The sequence below is a fragment of the Streptomyces sp. Ag109_O5-1 genome (assembly GCF_003814875.1).
GTDB classification, from domain to species: Bacteria; Actinomycetota; Actinomycetes; order Streptomycetales; family Streptomycetaceae; genus Streptomyces; species Streptomyces sasae.
Genome location: NZ_RKQF01000001.1, coordinates 183,489 through 206,388, shown reverse-complemented (window position 1 = coordinate 206,388; position 22,900 = coordinate 183,489). Strand labels below are relative to the sequence as shown.

The following is a 22,900-nucleotide window of genomic DNA, read 5'->3' as shown; positions in this document are numbered from 1 at the left end:
CACAGGGTGAGGGCTGCCGCGGGGCGGCGGCCCTCACCCTGCATGACGTACTCGGATAGGACGTACTCACAGAACGCGCACCGCACCCGTTGCCAGGCGGCCGGAGAGGTCCTGGACGACGACGCCTTAGTACTGCAATCACAGTTATGGGGTCTGGCCTCGGCGTTTGTAGTGGCTGTGGCGAGCGCGTGTCTGGCTGAGCCGTCTCCACCATGACCAGTGCAGATGGTGCGTCGGGGTGAGGTGTTGTGGGTGGAGGAGCAGTCCGATTAGGCGGCGGATCTCTGCGACGGACAGCGGTATCAGGCGGGTTTGTCCAAGATCGTTGCCCCCTTTGGCAGTTCCTGGGCGTGGATGGCGGTCAGTGCGGCGAGGGCGGCCATGGACAGGGTGATGTGCCGGTACCAGGCGTCGTAGCGGCGGACCTGGTAGTGGTCCAGGCCGCACTCGTTCTTTGCGGCCTGGAAGCATTCCTCGACCTGCCACCGGGCTCCGGCCACCCGGGCCAGGTCCCTCAGCCGTGTGCCGACCGGGCCGTAGCAGACGTAGTAGGCGATCTCGGTGGGATCGGTGAGGCTGCGGCGGGCCAGTACCCAGTGGCCGAAGCCGTTCTCCCACCAGATCCGGATCGGCACCCGGGCCCAGTCATAGAACCGCTGTCCATGGGCGCCGGCCCCTGCCGACACGCGTTTCCACGCCTGCCGCGGCAGGCCGGCCACCAGGGCATCGACCCGGACCTCCGCGCCCCGGGTGGTGATGACGGTGTCGTTGACCTTGGTCGCCAGCACGTGCGCGACCGCGCGCTGCTCCAGCCAGTACCGCAGTCGCTTGACCTGTCCGTATGCCTCGTCCGCGGTCACCCACGCGAACGGCACCTTCGCGTCCAGTGCCCGCTGGAGCATGGCCTGGAAGTGCTCGATCTTCGTAGCGAACGGCACATCGTCCGGGATGCCGGCAGCCCGGCACCGCACCCGGTCGTCCGTCCAGGACTTCGGCAGATACAACTCCCGATCGATCAACGCCCGCCCCCGCCGGGAGGCATAGGCGAGGAAGGTGCCAATCTGGGAGTTCTCCGTCCGCCCCGCAGTGCCGGAGTATTGCCTCTGCACGCCGGCCGACCTGGTGCCCTTCTTCAAGAACCCGGTGTCGTCACCGATCAGCACCGCGTCCTTGTCGCCGATGCTCTCCACGACGAAGTCCCGCACGTCATCGCGGACCCCATCAGCGTCCCAGTCAGCCTCGCCGAGCAGTCGCTGCATCCCGATCGGATGTGCCTCACCGGCTCGTTCCGCCAGCGACCAGCCATTCTTTCGCTCCAACGGCGCAATCAGCCCGGCCATGTACTCCAGCGCCCGGCCCCGCGGCTCCGAGCGGGCAAACCGCGCAGCGAACCGCGCGTGTAACCCCGACAACACCTCACGCCATGACTCGACTTGACACACACCAAGATCCACAGACACCAGGACACTCAATCACACCAGACCCATAACTGTGATTGCAGTACTAGCCGGGCCTGGCCGACTCGGGCGTCTGGATCGTCGACGCGGGCGGAGCCGCGGTGCTGCCGGGCTTCACCGACGCCCATGTGCACCCGATGGCCGCCGGTGTGCAGCTGCCGACGTGTGACCTCTCCCGTCTCCGGCACTTGCTCGACGAGTACCGGTCGGCCATCCGTGACCACGCCTATAGCCATCCCGAGCCGGGGCATGAGATCAGGAGCGTGCCCCGTCTGGCCCCTCGTGCCGGCCGGCGATGGGCAGGCCCGCCAGCAGCGCGCGTCGGCTGGCCCTGACATGCTCGCGCATGACGCGCTCGGCGCTGTCGCCGTCCTTCTCCATGATCAGCTCCAGGACGAGATGGTGCTCACGGTCCGACTGGATGGCGCGGCCCGGCTGGCTCAGGAATTCCGCCGCACACCGACACACGCTCCACGGCCCTGCTCACCGACGCGCTGGTCGTCGTCGGCCGTCACGACCTGCCCCACGACCCGTCGACCTGGACCGGGTTCGCCGCCCTGCCCCATGCCGTGATCTCCCGCCGCGGTCGCGTCCGCAGCCGCATCGACGACCTGCTGGAGGCCCGCAACCTCCGCAGACGCGTCGCATTCACCGTGCCCACCCTGGCCCTGGCGCTGCGGACCGTGGCGGACCACGACCTCGTCACGGTTGTTCCCGCGCTGCTCGGCGGCCAGGCGCTCCCGGCTCCGCTGCAGGCCTACCCCCTGCCCACCGACGCGCCGGCCGTCCCCGCCGTCCTGGCCTGGCACGTCCGCCACGACCGCGACGCCGCACACCGCTGGCTACGCATCCTGGTCAAGGACACCCTGACCGCGATCGGCGATACGGCGCGCCCGTGATCGTCCGCGCGGAGCACCCGCTGCTCTCTCCGGACGTCGACGGCGCGCTCCTGCGCTGTGCGGAGGCGAGGATTCCGACGAAATCGACCTCACGCTCGGGGTACTTTTTATGTGCTTTACGCGTTGTTTGTGCTGGCTGGATGTTGCCTGGCGGTGGTTGCACCGGGCGGTTCGGCCTCAACTGCCTCACTGGTAAGCGGCTTTGGGACTGACGCAGTGTCACGGTCCGACGTGACCCGGACCCGGCCCCGCCCCCGCGCCACTGTTCGCCGGTGGCGGCCGTGGCGGTGCAGTTTGAAGAGGGTGACCAGCGCGCCGGCCAGGACGCAGCACGCCGCGAGGCGCAGGCCGAGGTCGTAGCCCTCCAGGAACGCTCTGCGGGGATCCGCCCCGGCCCGCAGCCCGGAGCGCTCGCGGCGGGTGAGCACCACACCCACCAGGACCACGCCGAAGACCCCCGACACCTCGCGGGCAGCGCTGAGGAGACCGGTGGCCATGCCCGTACTGTCCTCCGGGACCCGGATGAGCGAACGCACCGTCAGAGGACCGGTGAGCGCCGAGCCCACTCCGATCAGCAGCAGCTCCGGCTGCACGTCCCAGTAGCCGGCCCGCAGCCCTGTCCGCGACACGTACAGCAGCCCGAGCGCCACCAGCCCCAGCCCCGCGGCGATCGACACATGCGCGCCCAGTGTCCGCGCGGCGCGCTCGGAGAGCGGGTGCACAGCAGCAGCGCACCCGCCAGCGGCAGGAAGGCGAGACCCGCCCTGGTCGGTGAGAAGCCGAGGACGCGCTGGAGGTAGAGAGTCGTGAAGAAGAAGACGCCGTTGACGCCGATGCCCCACAGCATCTGCGCGAGCACCCCGCCGGTGAGGAACCCGTCGCGCAGCAGCCGCAGGTCGACCAGCGGACGCTCGGCCATGGCCTCGACGACCACGAACACGCAGGCGGCGACGGCGGCGACACCCAGACAGAGGAGAACGGAGACGGCAGTGAATCCGTGCTCGCCGCCACGGACCAGACCGTAGGTGAGGAGGTACAACGACAGGACGGACCAGCACACGCCCGGCAGGTCCAGGCCGCGGCGCACGGGCCCCGTTGCACACGCCGGGACCGCCGGCACCAGCAGCAGCATCAGAAGGCCGAAGGGGACGTTCAGCGCGAACACCCACTCCCAGGACCACCGTTGGGTGACGAAACCGCCGACCACCGGGCCGAGCGCCAGCGCCACCGCGAGGGCCGCCGTCCACAGCCCTACGGCCGTGGACCGCCGGTGCGCCGGGAGGTCCGCCGCCACGACGGCCATCGAGGCCGGCACGACCAGCGCGGCACCCACCCCCTGCACCGTCCGCGCTGCGATGAGCATGCCCCCGCTGCCGGCGAGCGCCGCCGCGGCCGAGGCCGTCGTGAAGACCACGATCCCCGTGGCCACCACCGAGCGGCGGCCGAGCGGATCGGTCAGCCGTCCCGCCGGCAGCAGCAGGGCGCCGAAGCTGAGCACATAGCTGCTCGCCACCCACTCCAAGTCCGGTACCGACACACTCAGTTCACGCTGCACGGTCGGGAGGGCCACATTGACCACCGTGTTGTCGAGCGTCGTGACGAAACCGGTCAGCGCGAGCAGCGCCAGCAGCGCGGACAAGCGCGCACGTCCCACCCTCGCTCCCTTCACCGTGGATATGGCCGGCAGGTACCGGAGATTCTCGGGGGTGTCACGGCACCGTGGCTCTGCCCTGGAGCGACGAATGGAGACCGGTCTTTGTCACCGTGATGACAGAACCAACGGCTCAGTCATGGCTTCGCCGTTGGTGACAAGGAAGCCATCGGTTGCTGAGTTCTTGTGAGCATGGCCCCATGGCGCGGAACTCGCGGTCCTACCTTCCGGCTATGAACACGAGCCGCAGCAGAGGAACGACGTGGCGCAGCGCCGCTCTCGCCGTGCTGTTGACCACCGGGGGGCTCACCGCGGCCGCCCCGCAGGCGCAAGGGGCGGCCGCGCGGACCGAGACGGCCGTGGCGTCGTCGGGTCCGGTCGACGGCGTGAGCGAGTCGGTGGTGCGGGTGAAGGTGCCGCTGCCGGCCTCCTTCGGAGCCCGTCCGGCGGCGTGCGATTGGCTGTCGTACCTGCGCTACCGCGCCACCGACGGACCCACGGCCTCGGCCGACGCCGACCGGATCCTCGTCGCCCAGCCGGGGATCCTGGAAGGGGCCGGAGCGTTCGACAGCGTCGGCCGCAACACCGTGGCGCGCGCCGTCGCCCAGGGCCGGCACATCGAGTTCTGGGCACTGGACCGCCGCTCCAACTGCCTGGAGGACCACACCGGAACCGCCTCCGGCGACCAGCACACCGCCGTCGACTACTACTACCGCGGCATGCAGGTCGAGGGCCGCACCTTCGCCGGGTACGTCGGCAACGACCGGCTGGGGTGGGTGGCGAAGCTCGGCATCGAGCAGACCGTCCGGGACCAGTACGACCTGCTCACCGCCGAGCTGCCCGACCAGGGGCTGCGCAAGCGGAAGGTGCTGTGCGGCGGGCACTCGCTCGGCGGGGTGATCACCGGATACTTCGCCACCGCGGACTTCGACGGCGACCCCGCCACCACGGCCGACGCCGGATACAACCAGTGCGCCGGTTACTTCGCCCTCGACACCACCGTCTCCACCACGCTCGGCGACCTGAGCGGAAGCATGCCGGACGACACCAACCTGCCCGACGTGGGCCTCGGTTACGGTGTCGTGCAGGCCGGACTCGACAGCGGAGCACTGTCGCGCACGCTGTCCGCCCCGGTCCTGCTCAACCCCGAGACCATGAACCTGCTGGCCATCGCCGGCCTCGGCGCCGTACGGGATCCGGACGGCGAGGCCGACCTGCCGAGCTACCTGCCCTCCAACACGAACATCGAGGCGACCAACCGCTTCCTGTTCTCCAAGGACGCCGCCACCTTCCTCACCGGCTCACCCGCGGTGAAGGACTTCCGGCTCACCAACGCGGCGGTGCTCGGAGCACTCCCCCGTACGCCTTGCGCACCACCACGGTGACCTTCGGGACGGTCGCCTCGGCGTACGCGTACAGCAGCTTGGCACCGCGCCGGATGATCCCGGCCTGCCCCCTGGCGGACACCGGAGAGATAGCCGGGCACGTCGGCGAAGGTGAGCAGGGGGATGCCGAACGCGTCGCAGAAGCGCACGATGCGCGCCGCCTTCTCGGAGGCGTCGATGTCGAGGACACCGGCGGCGCGCAGCGGCTGGTTGGCGACGACGCCGACGGAACAGCCCTCGACGCGGGCCAGCGCGCAGATGATGTTCGGCGCGAACAGCTCCTGGACCTCCAGCAGTTCGCCGTCGTCGACGACCGCGCGCAGGATGTCACGCATGTCATAGGCCTGCCCGAGCCGGTCCGGGACGACGTGGTCGAGCTGTGCGCCGTCGGGAACGGACCCCGGCGGGGCGTACTGCGGGGGACGCTCCAGGTTGTTCGGGGGCAGGTACGACAGCAGGTCACGCACCGTCTCCAGGGCGTCCTCCTCGTCGGCGGCGAGGAAGTGGGCGTTGCCGTTGACGGTGTTGCTGGCCCGGGCGCCGCCCAGCTCCTCGGCGGTGGTGCGCTCACCGGTGACCGTCTCGATGACGTCGGGGCCGGTGACGAACATGTGCGAGGCGCCGTCCACCATCACGGTGAAGTCGGTGATGGCCGGGGAGTAGGCGGCTCCGCCCGCGCACGGGCCCAGGACGACCGAGATCTGCGGGATCACGCCGGACGCCTGCACGTTGCGGCGCACCAGCTCCGCGTAGAGGGCGAGGGAGGCGACGCCCTCCTGGATGCGGGCACCACCGCCGTCGTTGAGCCCGATGACCGGGCAGCCGGTCTTCAGGGCGAGGTCCATCAGCGCGACGGTCTTCTCCCCGAAGGACTCGCCCATGCTGCCGCCGAAGACCGTGGAGTCCTGGGCGAAGACGCAGACCGGGCGGCCGTCGACTGTGCCGTGTCCGGTGACCACCCCGTCGCCGTACGGCCGACGGGTGTCGTCGTCGGCGGTTCTGGCTCTGACGAACAGGCCGGTCTCGGTGAAGGAGCCCGGGTCCAGGAGCCGTTCGATCCGCTCCCGAGCGCCGAACTCCCCGCGTCTTCTCGGCCCGCCCGGAGCCACCGCCAGCGCCCGACGGGCGTCCAGGTCGGCGATGCGCTCGACTGTACGGTCGAACGCACGCGTAGGCGCCTGCTTCGCCCGTGATGTTGTCGCCTCTTGGGTCACTGCCACCTCCGAAGGGGCTTTCGAATATGGCAGCGGGGGAGGGCCGTTCGGGAAGATCGCTGTTCTCTTTGCGGGACTTGAGTCCCGAGAGGGTGGGATTGGTACCGACGTGACAAGGAGGCACCTGTGTGTGCCATGAGAACGGCGAGCCGCGGCCGGAGGTGACCGATTCCTCCTTCCCCGGACATGCGGGATTTGGAGATCATGCGAATTGCTTATGTTTCTGTTGTGGGATTGCTGTGGAATGGTGCGGCGATGTTCTGATTTGATGCCCCCGTGTCGCTGCACGAACTGCGTCTGACGGTGCTCGGTGAGGTCGGTGCCCAGTTCCGGGACCGGCCCCTGGAGCTGGGCGGGCGGCGGCAGCGTGCCGTGCTCGCCCTGCTGGTCGTCGCCCGGGGCTCCGTCGTCAGCCGCGACCGGTTGGTCGAAGGGGTCTGGGGCGGCACGCCGCCGGCCCGTGCCGCCGCCTCGCTGCACGCCCATGTCTCCCACCTGAGGCGCTGTCTCGAACCGGAGCGGCCGGCGAGAGCACGCGTCGGTGTCGTCGTCAGCGAGGGGGCGGGGTACGCGTTGCGGCTGCCCGACGACGCGGTGGACTCCTGGCGGTTCGAGGAGGCGCTGCGGTCCGCCTGTGTGCACTCCGAGCAGGGCCGCCCGTCGAAGGCGCTGTCCGTCCTGGAGTCCGGGCTCGCGCTGTGGCGGGGGCCGGCCTACGCGGAGTACGCCACCGAGCCCTGGGCCCGCCCGGAGTCGGCGCGCCTCGCCGGTCTGCGCGAGCTGGCCCGCGAACACCTGCTCGGCGCCCGCCTCGCCCTCGGAGAGGACGCCGTCCTCGTCCCCGAACTCGAATCCCTGGTCTCCGAGAACCCGCTGCGGGAGGAACGCTGGCGCCTCCTCGCCCTCGCCCTCTACCGCGCCCACCGCCAGGCCGACGCCCTGGAGACGCTCCGCCGCGGGAGGAAGGTGCTGCCGGCCGGATCGGGAGCCCCGGGCACGGCCCTGGGCGACCTGGAAGCCGGGATCCTGGCCCAGTCTCCCGCACTGGATGCCCCTTCCCGGCCCCGGGTGGGCATCGCCCCGGCGCCGGCCGGGACGTCCGACCCGCCGGGGGTGGGGCCGGGGCGCGGCCCCGCTGCACGGACCGACCTGCTCGTGGAGCGGGACCTCCAGATCGCCGAGCTGCGCGACAGCCTGCGCACGGCCATGGACGGCAGTCCCGGGGTCGTGCTGATCGAGGGCCCGGCCGGCATCGGCAAGAGCCGCCTGCTCGGCGAGGTCCGCGAACTGGCGGCCGGGGAACGGGTACTGACCCTGACCGCCAGGGGCAGCCAGCGGGAGAAGGACTACGGCTTCGGTGTCGTGCGCCAGTTGTTCGAGCGGGTGGTGAGCAACAGCCAGGAGGCGCTCTTCGCCGGGTCCGCCGCCGCGGCGGGCGCGGTCTTCGGAACGGTGCGAGGGCAGCAGCCGCAGAGTTTCGCGGTGCTCAACGGGCTCTGCGAGCTGACGCGGAGGCTGGTTTGGACCCGTGGGCCGCTGATGCTGGCCGTGGACGACCTGCAGTGGTGCGACAACGGCTCGGTACGGTTCCTGGCGTATCTGGCGAGCCGACTGGAAGGGCTGCCGGTGCTCGTCGCCCTCACGCTGCGAACGGGGGAGCCGCAGCAGGGTGAGGAGGTGCCGGGGACACTGATGGCCGGCCCCTGGGTGGTGCGGATAAGGCCCACACCGTTGACGGCGAGCGGTGTCGCCGGTCTTGTGCGCCGGACGCTCGGCGAAGAGCCGCAGGAGGAGTTCACGGCGGCCTGCCATCGCGCCACGGCCGGAAACCCGCTGCTGCTACGGCAGTTGCTGCGGGCACTGCACGCGCGCGGCACCCGGCCCGACGCCGCGCACAGCGAGGAGGTCGCGGAGACCGGGGCGCGGGCGGTGTCCGGGCTGGTGCTGGGCCGGCTCGCGCGGCTGCCCGAAGAGGCACGGGCCGCGGCGCAGGCGGTGGCCGTTCTGGGGGACGGGGCGGCAACGCTCGCCGAGGTGGCGGCGCTCATGGAGCGGCCGGAGGCGGAGGCGGCACAGGCGATCGCGCCGCTCGTCCACGCCGAGATCCTGACCGACGGCCAACCCCACGCATTTGTGCACCCCTTGGTCGGGGACGCCATCTACCGCGAACTGCCACCAGGGGAAAGGCAGTTGCGCCACGAACAGGCGGCTCGTGCGCTGTCCGACGCGGGCGCACCGCCCGAGCGTACGGCGGCCCAGCTGCTGCTCGCCCCGCATCGTGGCGACGAGGATGTCGTGGACATCCTCTGTACGGCGGCCCGCGAGGCCGTGGGCCGGGGCGCCGCCGACGCCGCCGCCACCTATCTCGCCCGTGTGCTCGACGAACCGCCTGCCCCCGAACACCGCCCCGAGGTGCTGCTCGAACTCGGGCGCGCCGAGATGCTCGGCAACGGCCCGGCCGCCGTGGAACACCTGCGCCAGGCCTACGACACGCTCACCGACCCCGGTCGCAGGGCGGTCGCGGCCCTGCTGCTCGCCCGCCTCCTGGTCTTCGCCGGCGGCCACGGCCAGGCCACCGAGTTCGCGCGCCGGGCGGCGGCGGGGCTGCCCGTCGAGCTGAGCGACGAACGGCAGGGGCTGCTGGCGCTGGAGCGCATCAGCGGCTTCATGCACGGCTTGGACCAGCGGCTCTGGCGCACCGCCGAGGACCCGGTCGTCGAGGGCGAGGGTCCCGGCGCCCGGATGCTTGCGGCCAACCTCGCCCGGGAGGCCGCGTCGGACGGCAGCGACCGGGTCAGGGCCGTCGAGTCGGCCCGTTTCGCCGTCGCCGACGGGGTGCTCCAGGCCGCCGGGGAGGAGATGCTCTGGTACACCGCCGCCATCGTGCTGCACCTCGCCGACGAGGAGGTCGGCGAGCTGTGGGACGCCGCCGTGGCCCGTGCCGTCGAGCGCGGCTCACTGTTCTCCGTGCTCGCCACCCACCTGTGGCGCGGCTTCACCCAGTGGAACCACGGGGACCTGGACGCGGCACGCCGGTCACTGGAGACCGCGGTCGGCCAGTCGGAGGTCTGGGGTCTCGCGCCGGGCGCCCCGCAGGGCCGCACCTTCCTGACCGCCGTCCTGCTGGATCTCGGCGACACCGCCGGGGCTCGGGCCTGCCTGGAGCGGATGCGCGGCTGGATCCGCGGTGCCGAGGGGCAGCGGCTGCTGGGGGAGAGCGAGGCACGGGTGCTGAACGCGGAGGGACGGTACGAGGAGGCGTTGTCCGCCCTCGACGACGTACGGCATCTCCAGCCCGCGGCGGCCAACCCCGCGTGGTGGCCGTGGTCGCTGCTGCGGGTGCGAGCGCTCGCGGGCGTCGGCCGGCGGGCCGAGGCGCTGGCTCTGGCCGAGGAGCAACTGACGGTCGCCCGCAGCTGGGGAGCGCCCAGCGCGCTCGGGCGGGTGTTGCGGACCGTCGGGCAGCTGCGCGGGACCGAGGGCGAGCCCCAGCTGCGCGAGGCGGTCGCCGTCCTCGCGCCCGGTCCGGCGCGCCTGGAGTACGCCCGCGCGCTGTACGCGCTCGCCGAGTACGCCCCGCAGGACGAGGCCGGCCCGCTGCTGAGCCGGGGCCGGAGCATCGCGCGGAAGTGTGGGGCGGCGGGTCTCGCGGAACACGGCCTCGCCAGGTGACCGTCATCAGAGCCGATGGTGCCCACGGCGGTTGCGACCAGGGTTCGTCGGCTGTGATCAGGAGCAGGCGTACGTGAAGCCGGCGGAAGCCGTCACCCGGTCCGGCGACAGCACTTCGAGGGTGGCGGTGGCCTTCATGGTGCCGCGGCCGTCGAAGCTCCAGCGGAGCACGACCGCCGAACTCCTGACGTTCCTGCCGACCGCCTGGTGCAGGACGGCAGAGGCCGTGCCGTCGCTGCGCTTCCAGCGGTAGTCGACGGTGCCGGGGCGGCCGTCCGTCCGCAGGACTCCGGTGACGACGACCGTCTTCGCACAGCGGCCGACCTCGGGCGCCGTGACCTTGGCGCCCAGCACGTGCAGTCCGGCCACCGTGCAGGACCGCATGCCCAGCACAACGGCCACGACGACCGCGACCACCACCAGCAGGAACCGCAGTTCGCGTCGCCACCACGGCCGAGGGCGCCGGGAGGTCACCCCGGACGGCACATCCGGTGTGACCGTGCCGCGCCAGATGCCCGTCGCGCGGTCCTCGGCCGTGTCCGCCGCACCGGGCACGCCGGGCCCGAAACGGGTCTCCCCCTCGGCCGCCTCCGCGTCCGGCGGCGGAAGGTGCAGGGTCGCGGCCGGATCCGCGGGCGGGAGAGTGACGTCGAGGTCGGGGGTGCCGGGGCCGGACGCCCGGTCGGTACCGGCGAACCGCAGTCGGGGGTCCTCGGAAGGTGTGCTCATCGGGGCGGGTCGCATTCCCAGGGTGCGGCGGTGGACTGGAAGGAACCGTTGCCGGAGTCGGCCGCGGGATCGGTGGTGACCCTGGCGCCGAGATAGGCGTAGCGCGTCGGGACGGGGAAGGCGTGGGTGTAGCGGCCCGAGGTCTGTGTCTTCCCCTCGGGCAGCGCGATCGGGTCGGTGGCGACGACGGTCCCGACCGCCCCGGCCGAGTCGCTTGCGTACCAGCTGAGGTAGAGCGTGCCGTCTGCGGCGCCGTCGGTCGTCACGCTGACGGAGGCCACGATGGTGCAGGTGGCCGAGGCCGCGCTCACCGCGTTGATCTGCACTGATTTGACGTCGAGGGTGGGTGCGGGAGTGGAGGTGCCGCCCCCGCTCGTGGTACCGCCGCCCGCCGTGCTCGTACCGCCGCCGGTCGTGGTCGTACCGCCACTGGTGGAGCCGCCGCCCGTCGTGGTCGTACCGCCCCCGGTGGAGCCGCCGCCGGTCGTGGTCGTACCGCCCCCGGAGGTGCTGCCGCCGGTGGTTCCGCTGCCACCAGTCGTGCCGGCACCGCCGCCCGTCGTGGTCGTCGCTCCTCCTGGGCCGGACGACCCGCCGGTCGTGCCGCCGAACCCTCCGCCCGCACTGGGCGAGGCACTGGCGTCCCCGGACGCCGATGCGGACGGCGACCCGGTCGCGGCGGACGGCGAGGAACCGTCCGTCGCCGAGGGACCCCCGTCCGGAGAACCGGCGGACTCACCGGGACCGGCCCCGTCGGTCGGGCTGCCCGACCCGGCACCGGCCCCGGCGCCGTTCGACGTGCGGTGTCCGCCGGTCACGCCCGTGGCGACCGCCGTCACCGCGAGCCCGCCGACCGCCAGCACGACCCCCGCCGTCAGCCCGGCGAGCAGTTTCCCGCTGCGGCCGCGCACCAGCCGGGCGCCCGGTCCGAGGGTGGTCGTGGCGAGGGCCGTGGTACCCGAGGCCGTATCGTCCGCCAGCGGGAAGAGAAGGAAGAGCAGGGCGGCGAGGGCGGCGAGTTCGCGTCGGCCGCGCTCCTCCCACTTCTCCCCGTACGCGCCCGTGGCGACGGCTTCGAGTTCCTCGACGAACACCGCGGCGCTCTCCGGGCGCTCCTCGGGCGTCTTGGCCAGGCCCCTGCGGATCAGCGGGCGCACCGGTTCGGGAGCCAGCTCGTCCGGGATCGGCGCCTCGATGTGCTGGATGGCCAGCTCGGCCAGCGTCTGGCCCGGGTAGGGCTTCATACCGGTCAGGCACTCGAAGAAGGTGGCCGTCGCCGCGTACACGTCGGTGGCCGGCCCGGCCACACCGCCGGTCCACTGCTCGGGTGCCATGTAGGTCGGGGTGCCCGAGGCGTTGGCGGCCATCCCGCTCGGCACGGCGATGCCGAAGTCCACCAGCTTGGAGGAACCGTCGGCGGCGACCAGGACGTTGTCCGGCTTGTAGTCGCGGTGCACGACCCCCGCCGCGTGGGCCGCCGCGAGGCCGAGCAGCGAGCCCTTGAGTACGACGAGCGCGGCCTCGGGGGCCGTGGCGCCGTGCTCGCGGAGCAGCTTGCGCAGCGGCACGCCGTCCACGAGCTCCATGACGATGGCGGCACCGCGCGGACTCTCGACATACTCGTACAACTGCACGACATGGGGGGAGCGGAGCTCGCCGAGCAGCCGGGCCTCGGCGCGGAAGATCTCGCGGAAGGCGGGATCGTCACGGAGCTTCTCGGCGAGGTACTTGATCGCCACCCGGGTGCCGGTGGTGTCGTGCGTGGCCAGGACCACCCGCCCGCTGGCCCCCGAGCCCAGCTGCTTGTTCTGTGTGTAGCCGGGGACGGTCCACGGGTCCCCGCCGCGTATCGCTTCGCTCATGTCCTTTGATCTCGGCCCCCGCAGGGGCCGCCCCCCGTTCGTGTTCCTGCGGTGCGCGCGCCTCGTGAGGCGGCTGCTTCGCCTGCGGCATGGACGATGCACCACGGGTCTTGCGAACCGCTTGCAAGCCGATCGCAAGTCGGGCGTCGGATTCTCCTCCCGACGGCCTGTCGTACGCCGGTCACACAGGGGGGAATCGGCGTACGACGCCGTCCCCGGAGTTGTCACCGCAGGTCACGGCATGCAGGGACCGCAGGGCACGGGTGTGCTCCAGGCGGCTCGGGCTGTCGGCCGCAAGAGCGAGCGCCTCCTGGAGTTCGGCCGCGCCGTCGAACCCGCGTGTCTCACCGAGCAGCCGCAGCACCCGGCCGACGGTGCCGGGCGCACCCCACCGACGGGCCATCACCAGTTGCTCCCGGGCGAGCCGTTCGGCCCGGCCCCGCTCACCCAGCCCGGTCAGCGCCCGTATCCGCAGCAGTTCCCCGTCCCACCACACCGGGTTCACCACCTCGGGCTGGAGCTGCCGTACGCCGTCCAGGGCGGCCAGCGCCTGCCCGTACCGGCCTTCGGCGATCAGCACGCGAGCCTCGCTCTCCGCGCGCAACCGGGCCCCTTCGGCCCCCGCGCTCCGTTGCCGCATGCGCTCCAGACAGGCGCGTGCCCCTGCGGTGTCCCCGAGGTCCAGCAGCACGCCTGTCAGGAAGGCCCGGCACTGCGGGGCGCCGGGCGTGACCCCCCACGCGCCGAACTGTTCGAGCGCGGTTCCGAGCGACCGGCGCGCCTGGACCAACTCGCCGTGCCGCCACTGCGTGAACCCTTTCCACAGATGCGCCGAGAGCGTCCCGATCAGCGACCCCCGCTGCTCGGCGTACGTCAGCGTCTCGTCCCACAGCAGCCTCACGTCCTCGCCGGCCAGGTGCAGCACAAGGCCGGCCGTGCACCAGGAAAGGATCTCCCCGCGGTGCAGCAGTACCCGTTCCGTCAGCGCGAAGCGGGCGGAGGCGATGGCCGCGGCGCGGTCGAGCCCCTGGACGGTGGCCTCCCTCGCGGCCTCGGCCGCGAGCATGCGGGCGCCCGGCCCGTCCCCGAGGGGAGACGGCGCCGGGACATCCGGGCCGTCGGTGCCCACGGTGTAGAGCCCGTGCGCGAAGGCGCCGAGCCGTGCCAGGGCCAGCAACCCCTGCCGCTCGTCGGCCGTACCGTCCGAGGTGACCTCCGAGGTGACCTCCGCGGTGACCTCCGCGGTGGCCTGCGTGGCGGGCGGGTACTCCGCCGCCGCCCGTGCCGCGAACTCGGCCGCCTCCCCGGGCCTGCCGGTGTAGATCAGCGTCTGGGCGAGCAGCCGCGCGGCGCCGAGGGCCGGCGGTGACGACTCGTACGCCTCCCGCAGATGCCGGGCCGCCGCCGGCCCGTCGACGAGCGCTTCGGCCCGGCCCAGTTCCAGCAGCACCGCGGGCCGGACGTCCCGCGTCGGTGGTTCGAGCAACGCTCGGGTGAGCAGGGTGGCGGCCGCGTCGTTGGCTCCGCGGGCGCTCGCGCGGGCCGCGGCCGTGCGCAGGACGTCCACCACCCACGGGTCGCCCCGGTAGGGCACCAGGAGCAGGTGCGCGGCGATCTGCTCGGGAGCCGCACCGGCACCGTCGAGGATCTTGGCCGCCCTTTCACGCAGGGCCGGAAGCTCCGGCTGCGGCACCGTCCGCAGCACGGCTTCCGCGGCCAGGGGATGGACGAAGGCCAACGGGTACTGGTCACGGACCACTTCCGCCCGCACCAGGACCGCCGTCGCCGAGGCCACGTCCCGCTCGGACAGCTCCGCGAAGGCGGCGACCGCCGGCAGCGAGGCTCCGCCGTCGAGGACCGCGATCGCCCGTACGACGTCCCCGGCGGCGGGCGGCAGCCGGTCCAGCCGGGCGAGCACGAGGTCGGAGACGGCACTGATACCGGCCTCCTCCACGACGCGCGGCTCTGTCACCTGCTCCACCGTCTCCAGCGCCCCGAGCATGTGTGCCAGCAGCAACGGCAGCCCCACCGACACCCGGTGACAGGCATGGACGACCTCCTTGTGCACAAGGTTGCCGAACTGCCGGCGTACGAGATGAGCGACGCCGGCCGCGCTGAGCGCCTCCGGCCGGATGTGCACCACCGTCGGATCCTGCGCGATGTCGGCGAGGACCTGCTCGTGCCCGGGCGGGGCGGGGGGTTCCCCGGTGCGCAGCGCGGTGACGACCAGGATGGGCAGAGCCTGGATGCGCGGCAGCAGATGGGCCAGGAAGCGCAGGGACGCCGTATCGCACGCCTCCAGGTCGTCCACGAGGAGGAGCAGGGGCCGTTGCGATGGTTCGTCGCCGGTGACCAGGCGCTCGGTGAGGCGGTAGAGCCCGTGCAGGACGTCGAACCCGTCCGGCCCATCGGAGACTTGCCCCTCGGAAACCGGCGTTGCCCCGGCCGCCGGCAGGCCGCCCTGCTCGGCGACCTCCGGGCCGAGCAACTGTCGTACGACGTCGTAGGGAGCACGCGGGAGAAGCGCCGCCCTTGCCATGCCTTCGGGACCGGCACCGACGCCACGGACCCGTACGCCCCACTCCGCGCCCAGCCGCCCCACCTCCGCCAGCAGCGCGCTCCGTCCGATCCCGGCAGGGCCCTGAACACACACCAGTCCGCCACGGCCCGCGACCGCCTCCGACAGACAGTGCCGTAGCTCCTCCAACTCGTGTTCTCGCTCGACGAGTCGGCCGAGCGCGGGGGAGGAGACCGAAGCAGGCGCGGAGTCAGGCGGCGGTGCGGGCGCGGCGAGGCGCGGTGCATGGGAGAGGACCTCGGCCTCGACGCCACGCAGCGCGGGACCCGGATCTATGCCCAACCGGTCGGCGAGAGTTTGGCGGGCGCGACGGAGGACCGAGAGGGCTTCGGCCTGGCCGTGCGCTCGGTAGTGAGCGAGGGCCAGCAAGGACCAGCGCTCCTCGCGCAGGGGTCGTGCATCGACGAGTTCCTCCGCCTCGTCGAGCAGTAGCAGTGTCTCGTCGTGCTTCCCGTGTTCCAGGTGGGCCGCCAGGCACCGTTCCCGTACCACCTCACGCAGTTCCGCGAGGCGCGCCGCCTCCGTCCGTGCCCAGGGCCCGTCCTCGAACCCGGTGAAGGCCTGCCCCCGCCAGAGGCCGAGAGCCTCGGTGAGCAGAGCGATCCTCTCCGCGGCCGACGGCATGGACCGGCCGGTCCGCTCCAGCAGCGCTTCGAACCGCCAGGCGTCGACCTCTTCCGGGGCGAGGCGGATCGCGTAACCGGCACCTTCCCGCACGATCACACTGCTGCGGGTGCCTGCCGTCCGGGCCGGTTCCAGTTCCCGCCGCAGCCGGGAGACGTACGCCTGCAGAGCACCGACCGCGCTCGGCGGCGGCTCCTCGTCCCACATGGCGTCGATCAGCCGGTCGCAGGTGACGACAGCGCCCCGTGCCAGCACCAACAGCGCGAACAGCGTACGTGGCCGGGGTCCGCCGAGGTTCAGGGGCCGTCCGTCGCGCGTCACGGTCAACTCACCGAGAACGCCGACCCGCAGCCCGGCGACCTCACGGCGGACCGGTTTTGGGGCGCTGGGTTTCGGCTCCTTTCCGCCAGCGTGCTTCATGGGGCCAATAATGCCCGGGATGTACCACCTGGGTGATGGCATCTGGCGTTCATCTGTGTCCGCCGCGGTACGTCGGCCATGGGAGACGCGCACAGGAGAGGTAGGTTTGGATCAAGGCTGGCAGTGATCTGCCGAAGACATGCATGCCGGGCTGGATCACGGGGAGTCCGACCAACTCGTCCGTCCGGCCGCGGCTCAGGGAACGGGGGACCCATGACGTGGTACCAGCAGATCGGATGAACGGGGAGTCGGGCTCTCCCTGAAGTAACGGCCGGAACGGCGCCGTTGTCCCGGCAGCGACCGCATGAAGTCCGCTGTCTCGGACCCGGATGCCGCCATGTTGAGGAAACATGCACATAACTCGAATGCGTAAGCTGCTGATGTCAGCCTGTGCGCTGGTCCTGCTGGCAACTGCCACGCCTGCCGTCGCCGACCCCCTTCTCTCGACCGCACCCTCCACGTCGGCGACACCCGCACCCGCAGCCGCCAATGTCCAAGCGGTCCAAGACGACCAGTGGACGAGCGAAGCCGCCGAGAAGTTCTGGACACCCAAGCGGATGGCCGCGGCCACACCGGACTCGCCTCGCTCGGAGGCGCCCGCAGGCTGGAAGCCCGCAGCCCGCCTGCCGGCCGCGGCAGCCGCCAAGAACGGCTACTACTTCGGAGGCGTTCCCACCGTCGGAACCTTCTTCCACTACACGAGGAATCCCGCCACCGACCAACTGGAGGGGCGCTTCTGCTCGGCGAGTGTCGTCGACAGCCCGCAGGGTAACGTCATCCTGACCGCCGCGCACTGCTCAGGCGGCAGCAAGGGCATGTTCGTGCCCCGCTATGACGGCCTGGCGACGAACCCCGCTCCCTACGGCCGGTTCCCGGTGCAGCAGTGGATCCGCGATTCCCGCTGGTACAAGGTGGGCGGCGAGCCCACCCGCGACGCCTACTCCGACCTGGACTACGCCTTCGCCAGGGTGGGCACGAACAGCAGGAACCAAAGCCTGCAGAAGGCCGTCGGCGCCGCCCTCAAGCTCGGCCAGGTCAACGGCGACTACACCCAGACCGTGACCGTGATCGGCTACCCGGGAAGCCACAACCCCCGCAACCGGCCGATCATCTGCCCCGGCGTCACGACCCGGCGGCTGCCCGGCTACCGGCAACTGCGCATGGACTGCGGCGGCTTCTACGGAGGCACCTCCGGAAGCCCCTGGATCACCGGCCTGAACACCAGGACCGGCAGCGGAACCGTGATCGGCGACCTCGGCGGCTACTACGGCGGCGGCCTGGAGAACAACAGCGACCGGATCTCCTTCGCCGTCACCTACGACAAGCGTGCCCTGGAGATCTACGCCGCCGCGAAGAACAACACCCCACCGCAGACATATCCGCGCGGCTACAGCATGTATCCCACCGGCGGCGGCCGGTGGACCGACGCCAGGAAGATGGCCTCCGGTGACTACAACGGCGACGGCAGGACCGACATGGTCGTGGTCTGGGGGAACGGCGAGGTCACCCTCTACGCCGGTGACGGCAACGGCGGCTTCTCCGGCGAGAGCAGGATCACGAAGTCCGACACCTGGAAGGACGCCAAGGTCATCGCCGGCGGTGACTTCACCGGCAGCGACTCCGCCGACCTCGTCGTGGTCTGGACGGACGGTGAGGTCACCCTCTACACCGGCGACGGCAGGGGCGGGTTCGCCGAGGAGACGCAGCTCCAGAAACCCAACGCCACCTGGCGGAACGCCAACCAGATCACGGCCGGACGTTTCAGCGACAACCAGCGGACCGACGACCTCATGGTCCGCTGGGGCGATGGGAAACTCTCCCTCTACACCGACGTCGACGGCCAGGACGTCCTCCACGAACACAGGCTCAGGGACCCCAATGACACCTGGAAGAAGGCGACGCTGCTCACCGCCGGCAACTTCACGGGCGGCTCCAACTGGGACGTGATGGTGCGCTGGTCGGACGGCGGAGTCTCGCTCTACCGCGACGCGGGCCCCTCCAGTGTGGGAACGGAAGTCCGGATGCCGCCCTCCGACCGACTGTGGACCCATGCCTCGGTCATGACCGCGGGCGCCTACACACCGGGCGATCCCGACGACCTCCTGGTGCGCTGGTCGGACGGTGAGACCGTCCTCTACACCGACACCTCCACCACCCTCGGTCATGAACACATGCTCGTACCGCCCAAGGCCGGCTGACCCCCTCTCAGGAAGGCGAGCTACGCGCGATGTACCTGCGTACTGCGGCGACCGTCCTCACCGTGACCGTCATCGGCCTGACGAGCTCTCCCACAGCCTCGGCGGCGGACGGTTCGGGCCTGAGCGTCAGCATCCGCGAAAACGACAGCGGCAGCACGGCAGGCGGCCCCCTGCAGCGGGGGGCGCCCGTCGTGGTCACGTCGGACGTCGACCTGACCTCCCTGGCGGCGGACGGCAACGGCAGCTTCGCCGTGGAGTCCCCGGCGTTCACCAAGGACGTCACGATGGAGATGGGGAAGAACAGCCTTGGGGAGGGCTATGGAACCATCAGCTGCGGCATCCGGCCGGGCAGCTACCCGGTCGACATCGCCGGACAGCACGGGAAATCCGCAGCGATCGGCAACCGGGGACACCTGACCATCACGGTCAAGGACGACAACGGCCGGTACTGCGAGCAGGGCGGCGGTTCCTCCGGCCGCACCGGCACTGTTGTCGCAGCCGCGGTCGTGGCCGGCGCGACGGTCACCGCCGCCGGCTACAAGGCCGTACGCCGCCGGCGGACCAGAAACATCTGACCGCGGCAATGACCGGGGGCCGCCTTCACCTCACGGCCCACCGACCCGCGCGCCTGAACTCGCCTCAGTGCGCCGCCGCGCGTCGTGGCTCGCCCGGTCGCAGGCGCGGCCTGCCCGCCAGCGTGGTCCACAGGTAGGGGGCCACGTCGTCCTCGGAGAGCTGGGCGATCATGTAGCGGACGCAGCGTTCGATCTTCACCCGCCACAGCCGCGCCGCCTCGTTTTCGTCCGCGTCGCGCAACGCGTCGTGCACGGCGGTGTCCTCGTCGGCGATCGTGTCGCAGGCCTGGCTGTAGTCCTTGTCCAGGACCGTGACGAACATCCGCAACCGGGCCGTGAGGCGCTCGAAAATATGGGCTGCCCGGGGGGAGGTCCGCGATAGGGGCGAGGGCGTCCTGGTAGCGGAGGTCGACCTCCCGGATGCGGAGGTGGTCGTTGTCGCGGGCGGCGGCGTGGACCTCCGCCAGTGCGGCCGAGGCCGGCGCGAGGTTCTCGGGGCCCAGCATGGCGATGCGGCGCATCAGGAGCGCACCGAGGCTGGCGCGCAGGGCGTAGAGGCCGAGGACGTCCTTCGCGGTGACGTCCGGGATCGCGGTCGCACCGCCGGGCGTCAGATCGAGTATGCCTTCCTCGGCCAGCCCCCGCAGCCCCGCGCGGATGACCCGGCGGGAGAGTCCGAGGCCGTGCGCGAGCGGGGCCTCCCGTCCCCGGTCGCCCGGCCAGTAGCCGTTCGCTCCGCCCATGCCCTTGACCACCTTGCCGGGGGTCATCCAGTTGGCCAGGTCGCCCTGCTCCGACACCTGCATGGCACCCAGCACCGCGGTGTCTATGTGGCCGCCGCGGATCATCCCGAAGGACAGCGCAGAGTCGAAGAAGGACGCGCCCGGCAGTACGGTCACGGTCCTTGCCCGCGTTGATGAGATCGGGGTCGACCTCGTGCTCGCGCGCGTAGGGGCCGGTGCCGAGGATGCTGTTCTCGGAGTGCAGGACGACATGGACGCCGGGCGGTAGGTGGCCGGGGATGAGCGTGAGCAGGCCGATGCCGAGGCCGACGTAGGAGCCGTCGGTGAGTTCGGCGGCGGCGCGGGCGGCCATCTGGTCGCGGGTCCAGCTCATGCGCGTACCGTCCTCTTCTCCATCTGCCTGGCGTCCGCCTGGTCCGCGGACAGCTCCGCCACCCGCTGGACGTACATGCCCGGCAGCTGCACCTCGTCCGGGTCCAGCTCGCCCGCCTCCACCAGTTCCTCGACCTCGGCCACGGTGATCCGTCCGGCCATGGCGGCCAGCGGGTTGAAGTTGGCGGCCGCGTCTTGCGGAAGACGAGGTTGCCGTGCCGGTCGCCGCGCCAGGCGCGGACGAGGGCGAAGTCGGTGGTGATGCCGTGCTCCAGGACGTAGCGGCGGTTCTGGAAGGGGCGGATCTCCTTCGCCGGGAAGGCGAGGGCCCACGATCCTCCCCCAGACTCCGTCTGGGAGGTGATGCCCGCGCCCCCGGCGCGCAGCCGCTCGGCGAGGTGCCCTGCGGCACCAGTTCCACCTCCAGCTCACCGGACAGGTACTGGCGGGCGAACTCCTTGTTCTCCCCGACGTACGAGCCGGTGACCCGGGCGATGCGGCCCGCGCCCAGCAGGACACCGAGCCCCTGCCCGTCCACACCGCAGTCGTTCGAGACGACCCGGAGACCGGTGGCGCCCTGGTCGTACAGAGCCCGGATCAGGACCGCCGGGATGCCGCTGAGACCGAAGCCGCCGACGGCCGGCGACACGCCGTCGGGAAGGTCGGCGACCGCCTCCGCGGCGCCCGGACAGACCTTGTCCATGAGGGCTTTTCTGTTATTGCTGTTCGTTCAGGAGCCGGCGCGTACGGCGTCCGAGAGGGACTTCATGCCGCCGTGCACCGTGAGCCCGCCGTCGACCGGGATCTCGGCGCCGGTGACGAAGGACGCCTCGTCGGAGAGGAGGAACACCACGAGCGGGGCGACCTCGTCGACGGTTCCGGTGCGGCCGAGCGGGGTCTCCCGGAGGTTCGCCTCGCGGAACGCGGGCGCGGCCGAGGCGGTCATCTCCGTCTCGATGAAGCCCGGCAGGACGGTGTTGACGCGGATACCGCGCGGGCCGAGTTCCATCGCGGCCGTCTTCGACAGGCCGCGCAGCGCCCACTTGCTGGCCGTGTACGCCACCGGGTAGTGGGCGGTGAGCGCTGCCGCCGAACCGACGTTCACGATCGACGCGCCGGGCCGCATCAGCGGTGCCAGGTACTGGATGCCGAGCAGCGGCCCGGTCACGTTGACCGCGTGGACGCGGGCCATGTCCGCGGGGCGTACGTCGTCGAGGCGGGCCCGCCAGGTGATGCCCGCGTTGTTGACCAGGCCGTGCACCTGTCCGTATGCCTCGTTCAGGTCGGCGGCCAGCTTCGCCCAGTCGTTCTCGCGGGTCACGTCGAGGCGGCGGCAGCCCGGCGCCTCGACGACATCGGTGGCAATCACCCGCGCGCCCTCCCGGGTCAGCGCCTCGGCCTCCGCCGCGCCCTGCCCGCCGGCCGCGCCGGTGACCACGACGACCTTGCCGAAGAGCCTCTTGGGGTGCAGGTCGTCGGTCACGGCCGCGCCCGGTCCCGGCGCCGGGCGACCGGCAGCGGCAGCGGCTCGGATCCGGTCACCACCGTGTTGGAGACGCTGCCGATGCCCTCCACAGTGAGCGTGACGGTGTCGCCCGGCTTGAGCGGCGGCGGGTCCTGCCGGCCCCGTACACCCCACAGCTCGGCCAGGCAGCCGCCGTTGCCGCAGGTTCCCGAGCCGAGGACGTCACCGGGGCGCACCCAGGTGCCCCGGGAGGCGTAGGCGACCATCTCCTCGAAGGTCCAGCTCATGTTGGACAGCAGGTCCTCGCCGACCACCTCGCCGTTGATCTCGGCGGTGAGCGCGAGCCGCAGGAAGCCGTCCTCGTCCCGGTATTTCTCGAACTCGTCGGCGGTGACCAGGTACGGGCCCAGCGTGGTGGCGGTGTCCTTGCCCTTGCAGGGGCCGAGGTTCACCTTCATCTCGGCGGACTGCAGGTCGCGCGCGGACCAGTCGTTGAAGACGGTGTAGCCGACGATGTGCTCACGGGCCTGCTCGGGGGTGAGGTCGCGGCCCTCCTTGCCGATCACGGCGGCGACTTCGAGCTCGAAGTCCAGCACGTGGGAGCCGGGCGGTACGGGGATGTCGTCGTGGGCGCCGTACACCGCGTAGGGGTTGGTGAAGTAGAAGGTCGGAGCCGCGTACCACTGCTCCGGCACGCCCGCGTTGCCGTCGATGGACCGCCGTACGCCCTCGACATGCTCCTCGAAGGTGACGAAGTCCCGCACGGTGGGCGGCTGGAGCGGCGGCAGCAGCCGCACCTCCGAGACATGCGGACCGGTCGGCACGTCGAGCATCGCCGCGCCCGCCTCCAGGAGTTCGGGCAGCCCCCCGCCCGCCGCGAGCAGCCCGGCCAGCGAGGTGACCCCGGGCAGCGGATACAGCGTGCCGTCCTCTTCGACGACGGCCACCTGGCGTCGGGAGCGGTACTCGTACGTGGCGAAACGCATGGGAGGTCCAGTTCGTGAGGAGAACGGGTGGAACGAGCCCGGGGACGCGGCGGGCAGTCAGGGCAGTGAC

The 22,900-nt window shown here is 71.7% G+C and carries 15 protein-coding genes and 4 pseudogenes; 6 read left to right on the top strand and 13 right to left on the bottom strand.

Annotated elements, in window-relative coordinates; translation table 11 throughout:
- Positions 1-302 precede the first annotated feature (302 nt).
- The gene (locus EDD90_RS00895) at positions 303-1,442 is read right to left on the bottom strand and encodes an IS701 family transposase (RefSeq protein ID WP_185148838.1); all 1,140 of its coding nucleotides are present in this window, start codon (positions 1,440-1,442) and stop codon (positions 303-305) included.
- A gap of 71 nt (positions 1,443-1,513) precedes the next feature.
- Between EDD90_RS00895 and EDD90_RS58815 the strand changes: the two genes are divergently transcribed.
- The gene (locus tag EDD90_RS58815) at positions 1,514-1,792 is read left to right on the top strand and encodes an amidohydrolase family protein (protein WP_123980742.1); all 279 of its coding nucleotides are present in this window, start codon (positions 1,514-1,516) and stop codon (positions 1,790-1,792) included.
- Here the strand turns inward: EDD90_RS58815 and EDD90_RS00885 are convergent.
- Positions 1,713-1,925, bottom strand: a complete 213-nt coding sequence (locus EDD90_RS00885) for an FCD domain-containing protein (protein WP_260327474.1) — start codon at positions 1,923-1,925, stop codon at positions 1,713-1,715. The two genes, EDD90_RS58815 and EDD90_RS00885, sit on opposite strands and share 80 nt — an antisense overlap.
- On the opposite strand from EDD90_RS00885, the gene EDD90_RS00880 reads away from it, so the two are divergent.
- Complete coding sequence (locus EDD90_RS00880) at positions 1,904-2,356, top strand: LysR substrate-binding domain-containing protein (protein ID WP_123971250.1); 453 nt, start codon at positions 1,904-1,906, stop codon at positions 2,354-2,356. The genes EDD90_RS00885 and EDD90_RS00880 overlap by 22 nt on opposite strands.
- A gap of 116 nt (positions 2,357-2,472) precedes the next feature.
- Here EDD90_RS00880 and EDD90_RS00875 read toward each other — a convergent pair whose 3' ends face one another.
- Positions 2,473-2,985, bottom strand: a complete 513-nt coding sequence (locus tag EDD90_RS00875; RefSeq protein ID WP_123971249.1) for a hypothetical protein — start codon at positions 2,983-2,985, stop codon at positions 2,473-2,475.
- The gene (locus EDD90_RS00870; protein ID WP_185148836.1) at positions 2,928-4,010 is read right to left on the bottom strand and encodes an MFS transporter; all 1,083 of its coding nucleotides are present in this window, start codon (positions 4,008-4,010) and stop codon (positions 2,928-2,930) included. Before EDD90_RS00870 ends, EDD90_RS00875 begins: the two co-directional genes overlap by 58 nt.
- Before the next feature lie 230 nt (positions 4,011-4,240).
- On the opposite strand from EDD90_RS00870, the pseudogene EDD90_RS58810 reads away from it, so the two are divergent.
- A pseudogene (locus tag EDD90_RS58810) lies at positions 4,241-5,362 on the top strand (hypothetical protein); the annotation flags it as partial.
- On the opposite strand, the pseudogene EDD90_RS00860 reads toward EDD90_RS58810, so the two are convergent.
- Positions 5,361-6,606, bottom strand: a pseudogene (locus EDD90_RS00860) (acyl-CoA carboxylase subunit beta); the annotation flags it as partial. The pseudogenes EDD90_RS58810 and EDD90_RS00860 sit on opposite strands and share 2 nt — an antisense overlap.
- A 276-nt stretch (positions 6,607-6,882) precedes the next feature.
- Here EDD90_RS00860 and EDD90_RS00855 point away from each other — a divergent pair.
- A complete protein-coding gene (locus EDD90_RS00855; protein ID WP_123971247.1) occupies positions 6,883-10,278 on the top strand; it encodes a BTAD domain-containing putative transcriptional regulator in 3,396 nt (1,131 codons plus the stop codon).
- A gap of 57 nt (positions 10,279-10,335) precedes the next feature.
- On the opposite strand, the gene EDD90_RS00850 is transcribed toward EDD90_RS00855, so the two are convergent.
- The 3 genes from EDD90_RS00850 to EDD90_RS00840 form a co-directional block, all read right to left on the bottom strand.
- Complete coding sequence (locus tag EDD90_RS00850) at positions 10,336-11,007, bottom strand: hypothetical protein (protein WP_123971246.1); 672 nt, start codon at positions 11,005-11,007, stop codon at positions 10,336-10,338.
- The gene (locus tag EDD90_RS00845) at positions 11,004-12,869 is read right to left on the bottom strand and encodes a serine/threonine-protein kinase (protein WP_123971245.1); all 1,866 of its coding nucleotides are present in this window, start codon (positions 12,867-12,869) and stop codon (positions 11,004-11,006) included. Before EDD90_RS00845 ends, EDD90_RS00850 begins: the two co-directional genes overlap by 4 nt.
- 181 nt (positions 12,870-13,050) lie before the next feature.
- Positions 13,051-16,491: a BTAD domain-containing putative transcriptional regulator gene (locus EDD90_RS00840; protein ID WP_185148834.1), complete on the bottom strand. Its 3,441-nt coding sequence runs from the start codon at positions 16,489-16,491 to the stop codon at positions 13,051-13,053.
- Positions 16,492-16,856: 365 nt separating this feature from the next.
- Between EDD90_RS00840 and EDD90_RS00835 the strand changes: the two genes are divergently transcribed.
- Positions 16,857-18,689, top strand: coding sequence for an FG-GAP-like repeat-containing protein (locus tag EDD90_RS00835; protein WP_185148832.1), 1,833 nt, complete (start codon positions 16,857-16,859; stop codon positions 18,687-18,689).
- Between the two features lie 29 nt (positions 18,690-18,718).
- On the top strand, positions 18,719-19,264 hold the full coding sequence (locus tag EDD90_RS00830) for a hypothetical protein (RefSeq protein WP_123971242.1): 546 nt from the start codon (positions 18,719-18,721) through the stop codon (positions 19,262-19,264).
- Positions 19,265-19,328: 64 nt separating this feature from the next.
- On the opposite strand, the gene EDD90_RS55025 is transcribed toward EDD90_RS00830, so the two are convergent.
- The 5 genes and pseudogenes from EDD90_RS55025 to EDD90_RS00810 form a co-directional block, all read right to left on the bottom strand.
- Positions 19,329-19,586 (bottom strand): hypothetical protein, encoded by a 258-nt coding sequence (locus EDD90_RS55025; protein ID WP_185149693.1) that lies wholly within the window; start codon positions 19,584-19,586, stop codon positions 19,329-19,331.
- 466 nt (positions 19,587-20,052) lie between these two features.
- Positions 20,053-20,359: pseudogene (locus tag EDD90_RS00825) on the bottom strand (CoA-transferase); the annotation flags it as partial.
- A gap of 17 nt (positions 20,360-20,376) precedes the next feature.
- Positions 20,377-21,082: pseudogene (locus EDD90_RS00820) on the bottom strand (CoA transferase subunit A).
- 27 nt (positions 21,083-21,109) lie between these two features.
- On the bottom strand, positions 21,110-21,862 hold the full coding sequence (locus EDD90_RS00815; protein ID WP_260327466.1) for an SDR family NAD(P)-dependent oxidoreductase: 753 nt from the start codon (positions 21,860-21,862) through the stop codon (positions 21,110-21,112).
- Positions 21,859-22,830 (bottom strand): fumarylacetoacetate hydrolase family protein, encoded by a 972-nt coding sequence (locus EDD90_RS00810; protein ID WP_123971241.1) that lies wholly within the window; start codon positions 22,828-22,830, stop codon positions 21,859-21,861. Before EDD90_RS00810 ends, EDD90_RS00815 begins: the two co-directional genes overlap by 4 nt.
- Positions 22,831-22,900: the final 70 nt, after the last annotated feature.